General features: G+C 69.6%; 11 protein-coding genes. 5 read left to right on the plus strand and 6 right to left on the minus strand.

The genetic code is table 11. The features are described 5' to 3' along the window. Positions 1 to 61: 61 nt before the first annotated feature. From WMF24_RS13860 to WMF24_RS13880, 5 genes are all read left to right on the plus strand, one after another. On the plus strand, positions 62 to 1564 hold the full coding sequence (locus tag WMF24_RS13860) for a M14 family metallopeptidase (RefSeq protein ID WP_437736867.1): 1503 nt from the start codon (positions 62 to 64) through the stop codon (positions 1562 to 1564). A 76-nt stretch (positions 1565 to 1640) separates the two neighbouring features. Next, entirely contained in the window at positions 1641 to 2093 is a 453-nt protein-coding gene (locus WMF24_RS13865) for a VOC family protein (RefSeq protein WP_437736868.1), read from the plus strand. After that, entirely contained in the window at positions 2086 to 4755 is a 2670-nt protein-coding gene (gene scpA / locus WMF24_RS13870) for a methylmalonyl-CoA mutase (RefSeq protein ID WP_437736869.1), read from the plus strand. Before WMF24_RS13865 ends, scpA begins: the two co-directional genes overlap by 8 nt. Further along, positions 4752 to 5768: a methylmalonyl Co-A mutase-associated GTPase MeaB gene (meaB, locus tag WMF24_RS13875; protein WP_437736870.1), complete on the plus strand. Its 1017-nt coding sequence runs from the start codon at positions 4752 to 4754 to the stop codon at positions 5766 to 5768. Before scpA ends, meaB begins: the two co-directional genes overlap by 4 nt. A 442-nt stretch (positions 5769 to 6210) precedes the next feature. Next, on the plus strand, positions 6211 to 7971 hold the full coding sequence (locus tag WMF24_RS13880) for a DUF2169 family type VI secretion system accessory protein (protein WP_437736871.1): 1761 nt from the start codon (positions 6211 to 6213) through the stop codon (positions 7969 to 7971). Positions 7972 to 7975: 4 nt separating this feature from the next. On the opposite strand, the gene WMF24_RS13885 is transcribed toward WMF24_RS13880, so the two are convergent. Genes WMF24_RS13885 through WMF24_RS13910 form a run of 6 tightly spaced genes read right to left on the minus strand, consistent with a single transcriptional unit; the run spans position 7976 to position 19283 of the window. After that, complete coding sequence (locus WMF24_RS13885) at positions 7976 to 9436, minus strand: methyltransferase regulatory domain-containing protein (RefSeq protein WP_437736872.1); 1461 nt, start codon at positions 9434 to 9436, stop codon at positions 7976 to 7978. A 52-nt stretch (positions 9437 to 9488) separates the two neighbouring features. After that, on the minus strand, positions 9489 to 10199 hold the full coding sequence (locus tag WMF24_RS13890; RefSeq protein WP_437736873.1) for a hypothetical protein: 711 nt from the start codon (positions 10197 to 10199) through the stop codon (positions 9489 to 9491). Beyond that, a complete protein-coding gene (locus WMF24_RS13895) occupies positions 10186 to 14073 on the minus strand; it encodes an RHS repeat-associated core domain-containing protein (RefSeq protein WP_437736874.1) in 3888 nt (1295 codons plus the stop codon). The genes WMF24_RS13890 and WMF24_RS13895 overlap by 14 nt, the downstream gene beginning before the upstream one ends. Before the next feature lie 8 nt (positions 14074 to 14081). Beyond that, entirely contained in the window at positions 14082 to 15068 is a 987-nt protein-coding gene (locus WMF24_RS13900) for a PAAR domain-containing protein (RefSeq protein WP_437738802.1), read from the minus strand. Between the two features lie 20 nt (positions 15069 to 15088). After that, on the minus strand, positions 15089 to 16336 hold the full coding sequence (locus tag WMF24_RS13905; RefSeq protein WP_437736875.1) for a hypothetical protein: 1248 nt from the start codon (positions 16334 to 16336) through the stop codon (positions 15089 to 15091). Positions 16337 to 16358: 22 nt separating this feature from the next. After that, positions 16359 to 19283 (minus strand): type VI secretion system Vgr family protein, encoded by a 2925-nt coding sequence (locus WMF24_RS13910; protein WP_437736876.1) that lies wholly within the window; start codon positions 19281 to 19283, stop codon positions 16359 to 16361. Positions 19284 to 19649: the final 366 nt, after the last annotated feature.

Here is a 19649-nt window from a genome sequence, read left to right on the forward strand (position 1 = left end):
GGGCGCGCCGCCGGCGCCGGTGGCTGTCCGCGCTGCGGCCCGCGCGGTAGAAGTCGGGCTCATGCTGCTCACCCGCGCCGAAGCCACCGGTTTCCGTGAGACCTCCCTGCACGCGGACGTGATGCGGTTCGTGCGCGCGCTCGAGGCCCGCGACGACCCGCGCCTCCACGTGACGACCTTCGGGACGAGCCCCGGCGGACGCGAGCTGCCGCTGCTCGTGCTGTCGCGGGACGGCGTGCGCTCCCCGGCCGATGCGCGCCGCGCCGGGCGCCCCGTGGTGCTGATGCTCGACGGCATCCACCCCGGCGAGGTGGAGGGCAAGGAGGCGAGCCTCGCGCTCGTCCGCGACCTCCTCGACGGCCGGCACCCCGACGACTGGCTCGATGCGCTCGTGCTCCTCGTCGTGCCGCTGTTCAATCCGGACGGCAACGACGCGCTCGATCCGCAGAACCGCCGGCTCGACCTGAAGAAGCTCACGGGCCAGCCGGGGCCGGTCGTCGGCACGCGCACCCAGGGCCAGGGCATCAACCTGAACCGCGATTACCTGCGCCAGGCCGCGCCCGAGATGCGCCTGCTCCAGGAGCGCGTGTGCGTCCCCTGGGCGCCCGATCTCACGATCGACAACCACGCGACGAACGGCTCGGTGCACCGGTTCCACATGACGGTCGACGTGCCGCACACCATCGCGTCCGGCCGCGCCGAGCCGATCGCGATGGTGCGCGATCGCCTCGTCCCCGACGTCATCGCCGCGGTCCGGAAGCGCGGGTTCGAGAGCGGCTGGTACGGCAACTTCGTCGAGGACGAGCGCGTCCTCGACGCGAACGGAGAGGTCGACCCGGCCTCGCCCGTCGGACTCGGGTGGATGACCTACCCACACCACCCGCGGTTCGGCTCCAACTACCGCGGGCTCACGAACCGGCTCGACCTGCTCCTCGAGTGCTACAGCTACCTGCCGTTCGAGGAGCGGGTGCAAACTGCCTCGGCGTGGCAGATCGAGACGCTCGCGTGGGCGGCCGCCCACGCCGACGCCATCCGCGAGGTGGTCGCCGCGAGCGCCCGGCCCCCGGAGCGCGTCGCGGTCCGGTACCGGCTCGAGCCGACAGGCGCCCCGATCGACGTCCTCACGCGCAGCCCCCGGACCTTCGACGGCGCGCCCGTCACGCTGACGATCCCGCACCACGCGCGGTTCGTCGGGACCACCGTCGTCGACAGGCCGCGGGCCTACCTGGTGCCCCCGGCGCTCGCCGAGGCGCTGCGCCGGCACGGGCTCCGCGTGGCGCCGGCCGAGGGCGTCCACGACGTCGAGGTCGCGCGGGTGGCGTCGCTCGGCGCCGAGGGCGGCCGCGCGATCCTGGAGGCGGCGCGGGTCGGCGAGGTCGCCGTGACGTGGCGCGAGGAGGCCCGGCGGGCGCCGGAGGGGTGGTCCCGGGTCGACACGGACCAGCCGCACGGCGCGATCGCCGTGTACCTGTGCGAGCCGGAGAGCGACGACGGGGCCGTGGAGAACGGCCTCGTGGAGGCGCCCGCTGTCGGCGACGAGCACCCGGCGTGGCGGGTCCGGTGAGCTCGGGGAAGCTTGGCTTTTCGGGGGCGTTCTGCTTTTTCAGTGCTGGCGCTCCGCTCCGGAGCCAGGAGAGCGCATGAAGGATCAGATTCCCGGTTTTCTCTTCATCGACCACATCGCGATGGCCGTCCCTGCCGGGCAGCTCGACGAGCAGGTGAAGGCGTACGAGATGCTCGGGTTCCGCGAGGTGCACCGCGAGGAGGTCCTCGGCACGGATCAGGTCCGCGAGGTGATGCTCCGCATCGGCGACAGCGACAACCACGTCCAGCTCCTCGAGCCCTTGTCCTCCGCGTCCCCCGTGCAGAAGCTCATCGAGAAGAACGGCGGGCGAGGGGGCTTCGCCCACGTCGCCTACCGGGTCCGCGACGTCCAGGCCGCCTTCGACGACCTGAAGGCGAAGGGCTTTCGCATCATCGACGCGGCGCCCCGGCCCGGCTCCCGCGGGACGACGATCTTCTTCGTGCACCCGAGGTCGCGCGAGGACGCGCCGTTCGGGGTCCTCGTCGAGGTGGTGCAGTCCCATGAATGAGGCGCTCTTCGCCGAGTTCGCGCCCGTGGCGCTCGGGGCGTGGAAGCAGGCGCTCCAGCGCGATCTCAAGGGGAAGACGGCGGACGACCTCGCCTGGGCGAGCGCCGAGGGGCTCCTCGTGCCGCCGATCTTCGCGGCGGACAGCCCCGCGCTCCCGGCGGCGGCCGGCGGGCCCCTGGTGGCCTCGCTGGTGGCCGAGCTCCGGGGCGGCGCGGCGGAGCTGCGCTTCACGATGGGCACGAGCTACTTCCTCGAGATAGCCCGCCTGCGCGCCGCGCGCCTGCTCTCCGAGCGCCTGCGGCCGGGCGCGACGGTCACCGCCGTCGTCCCCTCGGCGGCCGTGCCCGGCGACGAGCCGCACAAGAACCTCCTCCGCGGCATCGTCGCGATGATGGCGGCCGTCGCCGGCGGCGCGGACGAGGTCGTCATCGCGCCGCCCGAGCGCCTGCTCGGCAACGCGCGCGTCATCCTCCGCGAGGAGGCGCGCTTCAACGCCGCCGAGGACCCCGCCGCCGGCTGCTGGGCTGTCGAGCAGCTCGCGCAGAGCCTCGCGCGCGCGGCCCTCCGGGAGATCGACCCGGCGGCGGAGCTCCCGGCGCCGGGCGCGCCGCGCGCGGACGCGGCGCCCGCGGACGCCGCGCCTCCCGAGCACCTCGGCTTCTCGGCGGGCATCCCGCCATTCCTGCGCGGGCCGTACACGAGCATGTACGTGGTCCGCCCGTGGACCCTCCGCCAGTACGCCGGGTATTCGACCGCCGAGGAGTCGAACGCGTTTTACCGGCGCAACCTGGCCGCCGGGCAGACGGGGCTCTCTGTCGCCTTCGACCTCGCGACCCACCGCGGCTACGACTCGGACCACCCGCGCGTCGTCGGCGACGTGGGGAAGGCCGGCGTCGCCATCGACACCGTGGAGGACATGAAGATCCTCTTCGACCAGATCCCGCTCGACAGGATGAGCGTGTCGATGACGATGAACGGCGCGGTGCTGCCGATCATGGCGTTCTACGTCGTCGCGGCCGAGGAGCAGGGGGTGCGGTCCGAGCTGCTCTCCGGGACCATCCAGAACGACATCCTCAAGGAGTTCATGGTCCGGAACACCTATATCTACCCGCCCGCGCCCTCGATGCGGATCGTCTCCGACATCTTCCGTTACACGGCGGAGAAGATGCCGAGGTTCAACTCGATCAGCATCAGCGGCTATCACATGCAGGAGGCCGGCGCGACGGCCGAGCTGGAGCTCGCCTACACGCTCGCCGACGGCCTCGAGTACCTGCGCGCCGGGATCGCGGCCGGCCTGGACATCGACGATTTCGCCGGGCGGTTCTCTTTCTTCTTCGGCATCGGCATGGACCACTTCACCGAGATCGCCAAGCTGCGGGCCGCGCGGCTTTTGTGGGCGAAGATCGTGAAGGGCTTTCACCCGAAGAACCCGAAGACGATGGCGCTGCGCACCCACTGCCAGACGTCGGGCTGGAGCCTCACCGAGCAGGACCCGTTCAACAACGTCACGCGCACGGCCATCGAGGCGCTCGCTGCCGTGCTCGGCGGCACCCAGTCGCTGCACACGAACGCGCTCGACGAGGCGCTGGCGCTCCCCTCGGATTTCTCGGCCAAGGTCGCGCGCGACACGCAGCTCTTCCTGCAGCGCGAGACCGACGTTTGCCGGGTGATCGACCCGTGGGGCGGCTCTCACCACGTCGAGCGGCTCACGGACAGGCTGGCGCGGGCAGCGTGGCAGTTCATCCAGGAGGTCGAGTCGCTCGGCGGCATGGTCAAGGCCATCGAGGACGGCCTGCCCAAGATGCGCATCGAGGAGGCGGCGGCCCGCAAGCAGGCCCGCATCGACGCGGGCCTTGACGTCATCGTCGGCGTCAACGCCTACCGGCTGGAGAAGGAGGCGCCGCTCGAGCTGCGCGAGGTCGACAACACGGCGGTTCGGGAAAAGCAGATCGCGCGCCTCGGCGAGGTGAAGGCCGCCCGCGCGGAGGCCGCGGTGGGCGAGGCGCTGGCCGCGCTCACCCGCTGCGCCGAGACGGGGGAGGGGAACCTGCTCTCGCTCGCCGTCGATGCCGCGCGCCGCCGCGCGACGCTCGGGGAGATCTCGGACGCGCTGGAGCGCGTCTTCGGCCGCTACGAGGCCCCGGTGCGCACGGTGAGCGGCGTGTACGGCGCGGAGATCCGCGAGGCCGGGGCGGGCCGCGACGTGGAGGCGCTCGTCCAGGAGTTCGCCGCGCTCGAGGGCCGCCGCCCGCGCATCCTCGTCGCCAAGATGGGTCAGGACGGCCACGACAGGGGCATGAAGGTGATCGCCACCGCCTTTGCCGATCTCGGGTTCGACGTCGACATCGGCCCTCTCTTCCAGACCCCGGACGAGGTGGCCCGCCACGCCGTCGAGAACGACGTCCACGTCGTCGGCGTCTCCTCGCTCGCGGGCGGGCACAAGACGCTCGTGCCCCAGCTCATCGAGGCGCTCGGGGAGGCCGGCCGCGGGGACATCCTCGTCGTCGCGGGCGGCGTGATCCCGCCGCAGGACTACCGGGCGCTCGAGGAGCGCGGCGTCGCCGGCGTCTTCGGGCCGGGGACGGTCATCCCCGACGCGGCGGCGCGGATCGTCCGCGCGCTGATCGAGCGGCTCGGCGCGCAGGAGGCGCAGAAGGGTTGAGGCCGAGCCCGAGGCAGCTCGTCGACGGGCTCGTCGCGGGCGATCGCGCGGCGCTCGCCCGCGCCATCACGCTGGCCGAGAGCGCGCTCCCGCGCCACCAGGAGCTCGCCGAGGAGGTCCTGGAGCTCTGTTTACCGCACGTGTTACCGCACGCGTCGCCGCACGGCGGCGGCGCCGTGCGCCTCGGCATCACCGGCGTGCCCGGCGTCGGCAAGAGCACGTTCGTCGACGCCCTCGGCGTCCACCTCGTGCGCGAGCGGGCGGAGACGGTCGCCGTGCTCGCCGTCGATCCGAGCAGCCCTGTCCGCGGCGGGAGCATCCTCGGCGACAAGACCCGCATGCCGCGGCTGGCCAGCGAGCCGCGGGCGTTCATCCGCCCCTCGCCGTCGGGCGGCTCGCTCGGCGGGGTGGCGCGGGCGACGCGCCAGGCGATCTTGCTCTGCGAGGCGGCCGGATACCGCAACATCCTCGTCGAGACCGTCGGTGTCGGCCAGTCCGAGGTCGCCGTCGCCGACATGACCGATTGCTTCCTGCTCCTGATGCTCCCGGGGGCCGGCGACGAGCTCCAGGGCGTGAAGCGGGGGATCATGGAGCTTGTCGATCTCGTGATCATCAACAAGGCCGACGGCGGGAATGCCGACCGGGCGGCGCGGGCGCGGCGCGATTACGAGAATGCGCTGCACCTGTTCCCGCCGGCGCCGCACGGCTGGACGCCGGTGGTCGGGGTCTGCTCGGCGCAGGAGAACCGCGGCGTCCGCGAGGCGTGGGACATCGTGCTGCGCCACCGCGCGCACATGCAGGCCGGCGGCTGGCTCGGGCGCCGCCGGGCGGCGCAGGCGCGGCGGTGGCTCTTCGAGCTGATCGAGGGGCACCTGCGGGAGGCGTTCCTGCGCAGCGCCGCCGTACGCGAGCGGATGCCCGGGCTGGAGGGCCTCGTCGAGGCGGGCGCGCTCAGCCCGCTGCGCGCCGCGCGCGAGCTGCTGGACGCCTGGGAGACGGCCAGGAAGGGCTGAGGGGGGGCGAGCGATCCGACGGATCTGTCCTGGGGCAGAAGAGCGTTCCGCGCAAGGAACAATGGTTTCGTTGGACCAGGCCGGTTCGCGGCCGGGCGGAGCGGTCGCGAGGCCGTGCGAGATTTGCATCAGGCGCTCCGCAGCAGGTTACCGTCCCGCAGGTATCGAGGCGGACGCTGCAAGTCCAGCGTCCTCCCCTGGTCGGCGAGGTGGCGCGTCGAGCGGAGTACTCCGCACAGGCGATCCGAAAGCGCCTCGGCAGGAACTCCACGTGGCCGCAAGCTATGCTTTAGACGGAAGCGGCCGCAAGCGGTGTGCGAACCGGATCGAGCAGGACGCGGCAACGCGCGGCGAAGAGGCGCGCGAAGTTGGCCAGCGAAGGGGACCTCGATCGGAGCGCCTGCGCGTGGATCGCTGAGTGCTTCGTGGTATGTTGCCCCGCATGGAAATCGCGTCGCGCTGCCGACTGAAAGCCGCTTGCCTCGTGTGGCAGCCTCGGGCGGGAGCTCATGCACTGACCATCCTCTGCAAGGCGACCTTTGCTCTGCGGCCAGGGGAGTCGCGCCTGGCCGCAGAGCAGGAGGATCCATTGATGGTCGACGCCTATGCCAACGATGGGCGCGGCAGCCTGATCGCCGCGAGCGATATGTGCCCCTTCAAGCGGCGTGCGGACGTCCTCTTTCATGGCCGTGCATACACACCGAGCGGCCCCCCAACTCCATCATTCGTCGCGCGGCTCATCGTCGGCAAGCTCGACAAGTCGATCGAGGTCCGTGCGGACAAGGGATCGAGTCTGCGGCATGAGAGCTCCACGGCGGGCTTCGGGCCCGTCGCGCCGACCTCGCCCTCGCGTACGGCGCTGCTAGGGCGATACGCGAAGACGTGGGATCCACAGACGTGGAACACTCGGCCGCTGCCTGATGACATGGACGGTGCATTCTTCAATGCAGCGCCAGCGGATCAGCAACTGCCCGAGCTCACGGGCGCCGAGACCATCGTGCTGGAGCACCTATCGTCGGTCTACCCGCGGCTTGAGACGCGCCTCTCGCGGATCGTCCCTCGAGCGACGGTGCGGCGAGAGAACCAAGATGCGCAGGAGGTGCGGCTCCGTTGTGATACGTTGAGCATCGACGGCGACAGAGGGATCGCCACGCTGGTCTTCCGCGGTGTGGTGCTGCTGTCGCATCCAGCCGAGCCAGGTATCGTGATCCTCACCGAGGGAGGGGAGGGATTAGCTACCGAGAGCAATTCTACTCATGCACTTGAGGACCAAGACAACCTGGAGCAGGACGGCTCAGGGACGGTGCTCGCCCCTGCCGCTAAGCTCACTGGAGAGACGAAACCGGCGCTGCCGTTCATCGCCGGAGCATCACCTCTCTCGGCCGCGTCACAAACCAGGGAATGGTACGAGAATCCTGCCGTGGACGATGGCACGGGGACCGTACTGCTGGACGACAGGCTGAGCAGAGACATCCTGCCGTTCCAGCCCTCGTCGCAGGAGATGCTTCTTGCGCCGTCCGCGCCTGCAGCGTCTCTGCCTTCTCTGTCGGCGCTCGAGCTCGGACCAGCGCTCTCCCACCAGGGCCGAGGTGCGCTCGAGGCCGAGGTCGATCTCTGGCGGCCTATCCATGTACCTCCGCCGCCCATGATGGGACCGCTGCCGGTGCCGGCAAGACCTGCTCCTCCTGAAGCGACCGCTGGCGAGCTCCCCTCCGCGGCGGCTGAGAAGCCCGCGGCGGGTGCGGTGGATGACAGAGAGGCTTCCCCGCTGGAGGCTCCGCCGATCGAGCTATCCATCGAGCAGGTCGCCTCGATCGCGGCGGAGATCGCGGAGGGCAAACAAGACCGGGCAAAGGTGCTGGAGACTCATGGCCTGCGTGAGTACGGGTGGAGCGAGAACGAGCGGCGCTGGAGGACGTCGATCGAAGAGCAGGCTGCGCGTGGAGCGCACGCGCTGCAGGCGACGTACGACGCGGCTTATGTGGCACGGGTGGAGCGGTTCCGGGGAGCGCTCACCGTGGAGGAGTATGCGCGGATCGTCGTGGCGCTCGAGCGAGGGCGCACGGACGAGGCGCTCGACGCGCTCAAGATCCAGCGGCCTGCATTGATGCCGATCATTCGACTGTGGACGACGAAGGTGGCCAAGGACTCGAAGCTCGGGGACATGGCTTCGGACGCTTTGCGGGAGGCGCAGCGAGCGTAGGTGCTCAATCCACCAACAGCGCCTCGCGCGCGAGGACGCTCAGCGCCTCGGCGATCTCCTCGGTGCTCGCGCCCAGCGCGCGCCGGAGGGCGTCGCGATCGCTCGTGCCGTCGAGCAGCGCGAGCGTACGGAGCGGCAGCGCCGCGAGCTCGATGCTCTCATGGCGGAGGTTGGTGACGCGGGTGCCGCGCGTAGCCTGCCAGCGGACCAGGGGCGGGCTGCGCGGGTAGGAGCCCGGCGTGGTTGTGAAGTCCGACGCGCGGAGCGACAGGTCCACGAGACCCTTCGCGTAGCAGCGCAGCAGGTCGGTGCCGAGCCGCGCGGGCTCGCCCTGCGGGTCGAGGTCGGTAAAGGGCAGCGCGCGCGGCCACGCGGAATGCAGCTGGATCAGCGCGGTCTTCGTCGCAGCGCGCTCGATGCCGAGCGTGGGGCCTCCCGCGGGGAGGCGGAACGTCACGGGCACGCCCTCGGTGATCTCCGCGGGCGTGGCGGCCGGGAGCGCGCGCGAGGCGACGAAGAGGGAAAGGGCCTGTTCGCCGCGGAGATCGCGCACCACGGGCGCCTCGGCGCGGCACACGAGGGTCTGACGGAAGACACGGTTGCGAAGGAAGTCCAGGTGCTGCTCCATCGCGGTGACGTCGGCGCAGATGCGGTGCAGCGTGGCTTCCACCTCGGGCGCGAACTCGTTGGGGAACATCGTGGCGAAGTCGGCGTCGGCGAGGAACTCGAGCCCGCGATCGCGGAGCGCACCCACGAGCTCGTGGAGGTACACCGCGCTGTTGTGCTCGCCGAGGTGGTCGTGCCGGAGGTACCACGCGGGCTTGTCGCGCAGGATCGCGAGCTCGCCGGCGAGTTGCTGGCGGTACCCCTGCTGCGTCGCGTGCGCGTGCTCGACGACGAACTCGACGAGCGCGCGCGACTGCTCCAGCTGCTTCTCGAGGCCCTCGAAGCGCGCGGACTGGTAGAGCATCATCGCGCGCACCGTCTGGCGGGTGGACCAGCCGGGGTACGCGTTGTGACTCACGAACGCGACGCCGTGCGGGGCGAGCGCGCGGGCGAAGAGGTCGAGCAGCGCGCGCTGGGTCTCGGGCGGAACCCAGGAGTACACGCCGTGCGCGATGATGTAATCGAAGGTACCGAGCGTGTCGGGCAGCGCCGCGAGATCCGCATGGTGGAACTCGATGTTGGTGAGCGAGAGCGCCGCGGCGCACTCGCGCGCGCTGGCGATCGCCGTGGCCGCGAGGTCGACGCCGACGAAGGTGGAGCGCGGGAGGGCCGCCGCCATGGGGAGCAGGTTGCCTCCAGCGGAGCACGCGAGCTCCAGCACGCGGCAGCAGGTGGCCGGCGCGGGCGAGAGGCGGAAGAGGTAGGCGAGCAGGGAGAGCCGATCGGGGTGCGATGCGCGGTAGGGGAGCGAGACGTAGGGGAAGGTGTCGTAGGGGGTGGGGAGAGGCAACGAGGACATGCGCACACCCGGTTGGGGGCACTTCCGGACGACCGACGCGTCCCTGACGCCCCTATCCAGTCAATTGCAGCTTCTCTTTGAAGTGGGTCTTGAGGTCCAACAATTCGCCCGGATCCGGCGACAGCAAGCTCAGCGTGACACGGTCCATACCCCGAAAGCAATACACGCGCGCTGCGCCCCGCTCACCGCAGTAGTAGTGGAACGCGTCGCTGAACCATTGCGTCGAGAAGCCCAGCGACTCGGCGAGCGGCCGGGCGTCCGCGACGAGCCGGTAGTCCGCACGCGACATGACCACGGAGGCCAGCCCCTGAAACCACCGGTGGACCCACGCCTGGCGGTAGAGGTGGTGTTTGAACGTCGAAGCGATATTCATGATGATCGTGTCGGTGTCGTTGATGACGACGCAGGGGGGGCCGTCCGGCGAGGCGAAGTGCAACGCCCGCGACATCGAAACGCCGCGGATCGAGATCAGCACGCAATCGGGCGGGGCGGAGGGAAGCCCATTTTTCGCGCGCTTTTGCAGGTAGCGTAGGACGGCGCGCACGTCGCACGACGCGTCGTCGCCGAGCTCCACCAGCCCGTCGTGGTGGCCGAACTCCCGTAGGTAGCCGAGGTACAGCGGTGGCAGTGGGCGCCCCGCCGCGCGCGCGAACGCCTCGATCTCGTCCTCGGTCGCGCCCTCGCGTGCTCCCGCCTGCGGGTGCCCGCTGAAGAGCACGCTGTAGTACGCGATAAACTCGGCGATGTCGTCAGTCGGTTCCACCACCATTTTCCTGCCTCCCGATCACTGTGCCATATTGGTCACCGTTGACGCCCGCGCCCGCGCAGGTATCGCACGGGTTCATCGTGGTCGGCCCTTCGGAGCTGGTGCGCTCCGGCGGGTCGCCCCGCACATGGCGCGCCGGCGGGTCGTCACCAGCCCAGAACGTTTGGTACCCCGTGGCGGCCGTATCGTTCTCGGCGTTGTACTCGCCGGCGCTCTGCGTCGCGTGTGCCTCCGAGCACGCGTTGGGAAGGTTCCCCTTGCCCCTCTGCTCGACACCCGGAATGTTCACCGCATTGTCCTGCGTGGCGTGGTAGTTCTCGCCGGGGTAGCGCTGGTTCATGACGTCGGCCAGGTTCCTCCCGTCCTCGACGCGGGGCGCGTTCGTCGGCACCGTCTCGACCGTGCCGTCGGCGTGTTGGATCTGCTTCGTGTCCGCTCCCGAAAGCCCCACACTCACGCTGTTGTCGGAGTGCTCGATCACCGTGGCCGATCGGTCGGAATCGATGGGCGTGCTGTCCAACTGCCTGCGCGTGTCCTCGACCTCGCTCTTGAACTGCTTCTGGCGCGTTGCCTCTACCTCCCGCCCCTTCATGTCGATGTAGAACGCCCGCTCCTCCGGGTTACCGCCCGGCTCCGCATCGTACTCGGACGCGGCGGCCGCGCGAGCCGCTTCCACCTGCCGCGCTGTCTCGGCAGAAAATCCCTGGGCTTCGACGATTTCCCGTGCGAGCTGCCGCCGGCCTTCCTGCGTCGACATCAGATCCAGGGTGCGCGCGACCCGCTCGGCATGCTCGTTGGTCCGTCCGACGCCGCGCTCCAGGTTCGGGAACGCGGAGCGCTCGGTCGATTCGGACTTCGTGCGCGGAGCCTCGTCGCCCTCGTCCGTGCGGTGCTGGGTTTGCTCGCAATTCTCAGGTTCGTCGTGTTTCCCTTTGCCTCCGCACAGCCCGGTTACGTCGACCTCGCGCAGGGGGTTGCGTGTGTAGGCATAAACGTTGTCGCCGCCCCCCAATCCGATCGGATCTGACTGCAGATATCGCCCGAGCGACGGATCGTAGTAACGCTCGCCGTTGTAGTGCAGTCCGAGCTCCGCGTCCTCGTAGTGGCCCGGAAAACGCAGCGGCTGGTAGAGCTCGCCCTCGCGGGTAACGTGCCCAGCGCCGTACGGCTCGAACCAGGCGCGCCAGACTTCGCGCCCGTTCGCGTCGAGCACGGCGACGGGTGTCGAGCGGTGATCGCAAATAACGTGGTAGGCCTTCCCAGACGCCAGCAGCGTGTCCCCGCGCTCGTAGTCCACGAACGATAGCGGAGTGATGCTGAATTCGTCGGCGTACACGTAGATCCTGACGGCGCCGGACTCGGAAGTCTCCGCGATCAGCTGGTGGCGCAACCAGTGGTACTCGCGGCGGCCGCCCCACCACGACTTCGCAGTTCGGCGGCCAAGCGCATCGTACTCGGCGGTCCATAGGCCCTTTGGGCAACGTACCTCCACCAGGCGGTCGAGCGCGTCGTAACGATAACGCACCTCGCCCGCGGCGCCCCGCCGAAGCTGCACGTGGTTGCGCTCGTCGTAGACGTACGCCTCCCCGTTCGCGGCGTCGAGGCGGTTGCCCTCGCGTACTCGCACGCCGTGCAGCCCCGGCTTTTGCAGCAGGTTCCCGGCCCGGTCGTACCGGAACGCGAACGCAGCTCCGCGGGCCGCGCGAGCTTCGAGGATCCGGTGCCCAGCATCGTGATCGAACCACAGCGGTCCCGTGGCGCTGTCGAGCACTGCGACCAGGTCACCCTGTTTCGAGTGCACGAATCGTCGGAACCACGCCTGGCCGCCCGGCCCTCGCGTGAGCGCGCGGGCGAGGCAGCGCCCGGATGGGTCGTACTGCGCGAACTCCCGCGCGTCACCGCACAGCTCGCGGACGACCACTCCCGGCGCTATACAGCGCAACGCGATTCGTTCTCCGTTGGGCAGTTTCAGCGCGCGGCGCTGGAAGTTCCCGTCCGCATACAGCGTCGCGAAGCGGCCGAGCGCGACGACCTCCCGCACCACGCCGTTGTACCGGACCCTCACGCCGCGCTCGCCGCGCTCGTCGCCGACGACTTCCCCCCGCAGCCCGTACTCGAGCGCGACCTCTCCGGCCGGACACACGGCCTTGGTGACACGCCGCCGGCCGTCATACTCGAACGACTGGACCTCCCCGGACCCCAACGCCCGCTCGCGCAGCACCCCGCCGCGCCCGTAGCTCAGCTTGAGCGACTGCCGCCCGTTCGTGTCGTATTTCGCGCTGAGGCGGTCGGCGAGGTCGTACTCGTACCGCTCACGAAGGGCACCGTGCCGGCGCACCTCCGTCAGCCGGTGCTTGAGGTCGTACCGGAACTCCGAGCGCGTCCCGAGCGCGTCGGTGAACGCGCTGATCCGCTCGGCCGCGGTCCACTCGGTACGCGTCTCCGAGCCGAGCGCATCTACGACCGCGACGCGGTGCGACCATGACGCGTAGCGGTACGTGGTTGTAGCTCCATCGCGGTCGACATACCGCGTGACGTTGCCTTGCGCGTCCCGATCCCAATGCTCCACGGACCCGTCCGGCCACCGGCGCGCGCGCAGCGAGCCGCGCGCGTCACGCAGGTCGTGCACGCCGGACGCGGAGTGGTGCAGCCCCTTATCCCAGTCGTGCCAGGGCGAGTGCTCCTTGGGCTCTCGGACCTCCAGCACCTCCATGACCGGAGCGGGCACCGCGCCCAGCAGCTCCCGCTGAATCGGAAGCAGGTATCCGCCTTGCAACCATTGGCCCAGGTCCCATTCGCGCGCGTTCGCCGGGTAGCGCGTCCAGCGCAGCTCCGTGGGCCGGATGGGCCCCTCGGGGACGGCTCGGCCGGCCTCGTCGATACGGCCGGAGATGCCGCCGTTCTCGTCGTAGACGTACGTAAGCTTGTCGCCGACCGGGTCAGTCTCCGTGACGAGCTTCCCGGTGTCGTCGAACTCGAATACCCGTGTGCCGCCGTATGGGTCAATGATCTGGGTGATGCTCCCGTTCGCGTCGAACAGGTACGTCCACTCGCCGCCGCCGGGCTGCGTGACGCTGGTGCCCCCGTCGAAATACCGCAGCGCCACCGCGACGACGCCATCCTCGCCCGCGGCCCGCTCGCAGCGCCCCTTGCGGTCATACGTGAACAGGAACGAGAAGCCGATCCGGTCGGTCTTCTTCACCATTCGGTGCGCGACGTCGTACTGGTAGCGCAAGAACGTCCCGTCGCCGTCCTCGCTCGCGACGAGGTCCCCGGACGCGTCGTAGTGATAGCGAACCAGCAGCCTAGGCGGCTGCTCGACGGACACCTCCCCGATGCGCCCCGCTGCGTCCCGGGCAACACGAATCCGCCTCCCCAGTGCGTCGATCACGCAGCGGATGCGAGCGGCCTCATCGCGTTCGAGGCGCAAAGTGCCCTCTCCGTCACGGAGCGACGCCAGCCAGCCCGGTTGCTCGTACGCGCTGAACGCAAAGACCATCTCGGGCCCGGTCCGAGAATTGAGCCGATACCGCCCCGCATTGATCCGCGTAAGCACGAGTCCCTGCTTAGCGACCTGCGCACCGTCTTCCGTCAAGAACGGGAACACCGTGGTTCTCCCGCCTTCGTCGCGGTAGAGCATCCCATCGAGATCGTAGCGCAGCACCCGGTCGAGCCCGTGCCGATGCCCGTACCCTAGCTCGCCAGCGATACCCGCACGCGAGCTCGAGTAGTATCGCGTCCAGATCAGCGGCACCGGCCCCGCCAGGTAGAAGTCCTCCGCGACATCCTCGTTTGCCCCGGACACGACGTTGACTGGGTCGCCTACGAACGGATTCGGCCCGTAGCCCTGCGACGTCCCCTTGCACACCACGGCGGTCGCTACCTCCCCCCGATCGCACACGTGTGCGGATCGACATGCCCCTCTTCCGGGTTCTCCGCGCGGTTGCGCCTGCCCCTGCCCTTGATCTTCTCGAGCAGCTTCTCGAGCGGGTTCGGAATATTGATCATCGGAAATCCCCCAATGAGCACCGTCGGGTTCCCTAGCGCCACGGCCCCAAACGAGGGCGGCACCGCCATGTCGACGCCCATCGTGTACGTGAGCGCGAGCGTGAGCGCGTCGGCCGCCAGCGCCGCGGCTTGCATCGATGCCGAGAGCGCCTGCGCCTCCGCCAGCGCCGGATCGCTCTCGGCGCTGCCCGCAGCATCGACCGCGTCCGCCACGGCGCCCGCCGCCCCGGCCACCATCCCGGCCGCGCGCATCGCCATGGCCATGCCGCGCACGGGCCCCGCCATGCTCGGCAGACACGCTTTGCAAATATCCGCCACACGCGCGGCGCGCATCCCGCCGATGAACACCTTCGACGACCCGAGGAACACCTCGAACATCGGGTTGATCCCGCAGCACGTCACCGCGAAGCCCAGGTCCCCCGCGCGCGCGGCCGGGAGCCCGCCGATGAGCACCTGAATGCACGTCCCGAGCGTGATAGGCCCGAGGCTCGGGAGCGGCACGGGCACGGGCGTCACCGGCGGCGTGAAGCTCGGCGGGTGGAGGTGGCCGTGCGGGAACCCGATGTAGAGCATCCCGAGTGTCGCCGCCGGCATCGGGGGCACCCTGTCGGCGATGAAGTTCGTGGCGACCGCGAACCCTGTGTTCACCAGGTCCAGCGGCATGTTGAAGAGCGTCATCGCGCCGCCCACCACCTGCTGCACGACGCGCGCAGGGTTGTGCGGCGGCGCCGGCTGGCCGGGCTGGTGCGGCGTCCGCCCCGGATTGGCCACCAGCTCGAGGTCCGCCTCGACGACGTGCGAGAGCGCGAGCTGCTGCGTCGCCAGCTGTTCGTTCACCGCGCTAGAGATGGAGTCCATCAGTCCCACGCCGGGCCTCCTCAGGTCACCTTCGGGAGCAGCGCCTCGATCTTCGCGAGCTCCTGCTCCACCTGGGTGTACTCCTTGCGCATGTTCGCCTCGCGGAACATGGCGCGCAGCCGGTCGAGGACCTCTTTGAGCAGCGTGTGCTCCTCGACGCCGCGCGCGAGCGTCGCCGCCGCGTGCCATTGCTCCCAGGCGCCGCCGAGATCCCGCTGGGCGTGCCGGCAGACCCCGAGGTTCTCCAGGCACCGCACGACGAGGTACGGATTGCGCATCGCGCGCGCCAGGTCCGCGCCGCTGCGATAATACGACTCCGCGTCGGCCCAGCTCTTCTGCGCGAGGTGCCAGTTCCCGAGGTTGAGCGTCACGTTCAAGAGCACCGGGTACACGTTGCCCTCCGCCGCGGGCGTGATCGCGCTCTCGAAGTAATGCCGTGCCTTCTGCGCCTCCCCGGTGCGGTCGTAGATCTCGCCGATCTGGTTGAGCACCAGCGAGAGCATGGTGTGGTCGCGCGTCGCGGCGGAGTACCTCATCAGCAGCGTGAACTTCTCCATCGCCGCGGGGTAGCGCCGGTGCGAGAAGTCCAGCATCCCGAGCTGCAGGAGCGCCTGAAGCCGCTGCGGCAGCGGCATCGACTCGTCGGCCGCGTCCTCTTCGATGGCCTTCTCCATCGCGCGGGGGGACAGGTCCGGAGCGAGCCACTGCACGCGCTTCGCGCCGCGCAGATGCTGGCTGAGCGCGGGCGCCTCGCTCGCGTCGCGGAGCAAGAGGCGCATGTGGTGACACCACGCGAAAGGCACCTCGTGGCGGAGGAGCTCGGCCACGAAGCGCGCCCACTCGAGCGGGGCCTTCACCTCGAGCGGGAAGAGCACCCACACCAGGTTCATGCCCTCCAGCGTCGGCAGCAGCGATCGCGCGAACACCATCAGCTCACGCATGCGCGCGACCGGCGCCCGCGCGCGGTCGAACAGCGCCGCCGGCGGGTCGGGCCAGGGCCGCATGCCCTCGTTCTTCATGAGCGCGCGGGTGCCGTCGAACTTGGCGCGGAAGGCCTCCAGCACCGCGTCGACATAGGCGGCGGGCGCCTCGAAGTTCTGCACGAAGGTCCAGAAGATGTCGGGGAGCACGGCTTCATCGAGCGACTCGATCATCTTGAGCACGTACGCGCTCTCGATGTGGGTCACGCGGACCACGAGGGCCAGGTCGTCGCGCTGCTCGACGAACTTCTTCAGGCTCTCGTTGACGGGATCGAATAGCCGCTGCATCGCCGTGTCCGCGCGCTCCCGCTCAGTTGATCTTCACGAGCGCGCCGGAGATCTGGCAGATGCCGACCGCGCTGGTGGTCACCTTGGGCCCCGACGAGGTCACCCCCGCGGGCTCGAGCTTCACCGCGGCGCTCCCCGAGCCGAGCCCCACCGATGACGAGCCCGAGATGCTCACCGTGCCGTCGTTCTTGAGTCGAACGCTCGCGGTCCCGCACGTCAGCGTGATCTCGCTGGCCGCCTCGATCACGACCTTGCCCGCGCCCGACGTGATCTTCACGTCGCCCGCCGCGTTGTGCAGCGAGATCTCGTTCGCCGCCGCGAGGTCCACCTTGCCGGACTCGAACGTGAGCGTGCTGGTGTTCGCGCTCACCTCGTACTTGTTGGCCACGGTGAGCGACGCAGATGCGAGGAACTTCGTGGTCTGCACGCCCGTCACCTCCACGTCCTGCGTCTCGCCGACCTTCGTCGACTGAGGGCCCGTCACCTCTACGTCCTGTTTCCCGATTACCTTGAGCTCGTCCGTGATCTTGATTTCTGTCTTCCGCCCCTTGCGCACCGCCTCTTCTTGTGGCCCCCCCACCGTCACCTTCTGTTTCTCACCAATCGTCACCGTCTGGTTCACTCCCACGGTGACCGACTCGTTTCCGACGACGGTCTCGGAGTTGTTCTTGCCGACCGTGAAGCGCCGATTCGAACCGGTGCTCTCTGTGCGGTCCGTCCCTACCCTGGAGTTGCTGTTCTGGTCGATTGTCTCGCTCCGGTCGTTGCCCGCGTGAGAGCTCCAGTTGTACGGCGTATGCATCCTGATCTGCTCTTTGCCCGCCGTATCATCGAAGGTGAGCTCGTTGAACGCCCCCGTCGCCGGGCTCGACATGGTCTTGAAGGTGCTCACCGTCTTCGCCCCGCTTGGGGGCCGGTTCCTGCCATTGTACACCCGCCCCACGATGATCGGCCGGTCCGGATCGCCCTCCTCGAAATCGACGATCACCTCCACCCCCACGCGCGGGTGGAACACGGCTCCCTCCCCGACCCCAGCGAACACCTGGCTCACGCGCACCCAGCACGACGTCGGCTCCTTCGCGTGCCGCTCCGTGTCCTGATCCCAGTGGAACTTGACACGCACGCAGCCGATCTCGGCCCCCTTTGGCCCGCCGACGTGGATCTCGGTCCCCTCCATGTTCGGCTCTGCCGTCACGAACGCCGTCTGGGAGCCATGGATCCTGGGCCTGGGTGTCACGCGTGCCGGGCGGAAGCTCGATTCCGCGACCGTTCCATTTTTCCCGCGCCGCGCGCACTCGAACGTCACTGCATACGGCACGTCCGGCAGCGGCATCGCCACCGCCGCACCCGGCGGCAAGACGCCCGCCTGCTCGGCGCGAACCTCGATCTTCGTGACGAGGTATTCCCCCTCGTAACGCGGTTGCGGATGTTCGAGCGCGAAAATGCTCCCCGCCGCGAGCGCGCGGCATGTGCTCTCGCCGACCGCGTAGCTGGCCTCCACCGCGAGCCGCTCGAACGTCGCCGTCGCGAGCGGTTTCCCCATCGCAGGCGCCTCCGTGTAGCGCCCTGGATACTGGTGATACACGAGGTCCGCGCCTCCGGCACGCGCCGGCTCGGCGATCGCCATGTTGAGCGTGGGCTGCTTCCAGTTGTAATCGAGCAGCGAGACCTTGCGCGGACGCATACGCGCGCCGAGCTTCATCGACTGCACCGCACGGCCCGAGACGCCAGGGCCCAGCGGGTCGAACGGATCGAGCCGCGCGCGGCCGGAGTCCTTGTCCGAGAGTACGAGCAGACAGGTCCCGTCCCCGTTCTCATGATGCCATGAGATCCCCTCCTCCTCGAGGAGACGGCAGATGAAGGCGAAGTCGCTCTCGTTGTACTGGACGCAATACTCACGCGTGGCAATGTCATCGATGCGCGAAACATCCGTGATACGCCACGTATAAAGCTCCTTTGCGGCCGAAAACTGCGTGTCATCCCCGCCATCAGGCTGGACCGTCGCTCCGGCTGAAAGCGAGAGCTCCGGATCCCCCTGCAATACCGCATCAACAATCTGCCGCGTCGTTTTCCCGAGAAAGATGCGGCACCTCGTGCGGTGCATCGCGCGTAGGAGCGGGGGCGCGAGGACGATGCGGTAGCACATGCCCCCCGGCACAGGGCCGAGCTCCTCGGCCTCGACGACGAGGCCATGCACCACGCGCCACATGGGCTCGGTCGTCGTGGTGAACCGCAACGTCGCGCGGGCTTGAATGAGCCCATCCGGGTCGATCTCAGGCGCGGGCTCGCGGATAAGGGCGGTGATCTCGTAGTGGTAAAGGCTCGAGAGCGCCTCCGTGCCGCGAACGGACACGACGCGCAGGTGGCTCCAGGGTCCCTCCGGCCCAGATGCGCCTTCCCAAGCGAAGCTGATCTCCGTGCCGGCCGATGCCCCGCGGCCGCCCCCGAGCTCGCGAATGCCAGCGCGGGCTGGACCGGTGAACCCTGCTGGATCACCGAGGCCCAAGGCCTTCGACGGAATCGCTCCCGCCGCCCTTCGTTCGATCGAGGAGGCGATGCGCTTGCTCTCGGCCACCGGCATCTCCGTCGCACGGGGGCCGCCGGGCAGCTCCCCGCCTGCAATCCCACTCGCGGCACCCGTAATCCTCTCCGTGATCCCGCGGCCGACGCCCGGGAGCTTGTCCCCCGCGAGCCCGTCGACCTTATCGCCGATCGCCTGCGCCATGGGCCCGGCGACCGCGCCTGCGACCATCTCGCCGACCGCTGCGCCCCTCCCTTCGCCCGGCGCCCGGACCATGGACGCGGCGTCGATAGCCACCTTGCCAGCCGTGACGACCTTCTCGAGCTCGCCAGCAATCCCTGCGATCGCAGCGTCGTCGGACCCGTCGACGGTAGCTTTAGCGACCTCCTGCGTGTGATCCTGCTCCGGGGTCTTGGCGAACGACATTCTCACTTCTCCAGCACTCGGCGTCAGCAAGCCACCTTAACACGGACGGCTACCCCACGGACTGCTACTTCGTCGATGAGGCGATGGCGAAGTGGAAGCTACGCGTCGTCCATGATGGACGGAACTGTGCGAGCAGGCCGCGGTACGCCCATCCGCATAAGGGATCTCGGGCTTGACCGTGCCTCGCGATGGCGCGAGCCCCAGGCGCGTCGCGACGCGTCGCCTGAGGGTAGCGCCCATCAGCGCCGGACATCGCTCTCGACCTGCGCGGGCGCGCCGAGCTCGCCGGCATCCACCTCGACGCCGCGGCCGCTCCGCGGTCGACCAGGGGCCGCGGCGTCGAGCCCGCGCTTGAGGAGCTCGGGG

It is taken from the genome of Sorangium sp. So ce1335 (genome assembly GCF_051521615.1).
Lineage (GTDB): Bacteria > Myxococcota_A > Polyangia > Polyangiales > Polyangiaceae > Sorangium.

Coding starts and splice junctions, on each gene's coding strand:
- WMF24_RS13885 (WP_437736872.1), bottom strand. CDS start 9,436: ATGTCCTCGTTGCCTCTCCCCACCCCCTACGACACCTTCCCCTACGTC.
- WMF24_RS13860 (WP_437736867.1), top strand. CDS start 62: ATGCTGCTCACCCGCGCCGAAGCCACCGGTTTCCGTGAGACCTCCCTG.
- WMF24_RS13905 (WP_437736875.1), bottom strand. CDS start 16,336: ATGCAGCGGCTATTCGATCCCGTCAACGAGAGCCTGAAGAAGTTCGTC.
- WMF24_RS13900 (WP_437738802.1), bottom strand. CDS start 15,068: ATGGACTCCATCTCTAGCGCGGTGAACGAACAGCTGGCGACGCAGCAG.
- WMF24_RS13865 (WP_437736868.1), top strand. CDS start 1,641: ATGAAGGATCAGATTCCCGGTTTTCTCTTCATCGACCACATCGCGATG.
- WMF24_RS13910 (WP_437736876.1), bottom strand. CDS start 19,283: ATGTCGTTCGCCAAGACCCCGGAGCAGGATCACACGCAGGAGGTCGCT.
- scpA (WP_437736869.1), top strand. CDS start 2,086: ATGAATGAGGCGCTCTTCGCCGAGTTCGCGCCCGTGGCGCTCGGGGCG.
- WMF24_RS13880 (WP_437736871.1), top strand. CDS start 6,211: ATGGAAATCGCGTCGCGCTGCCGACTGAAAGCCGCTTGCCTCGTGTGG.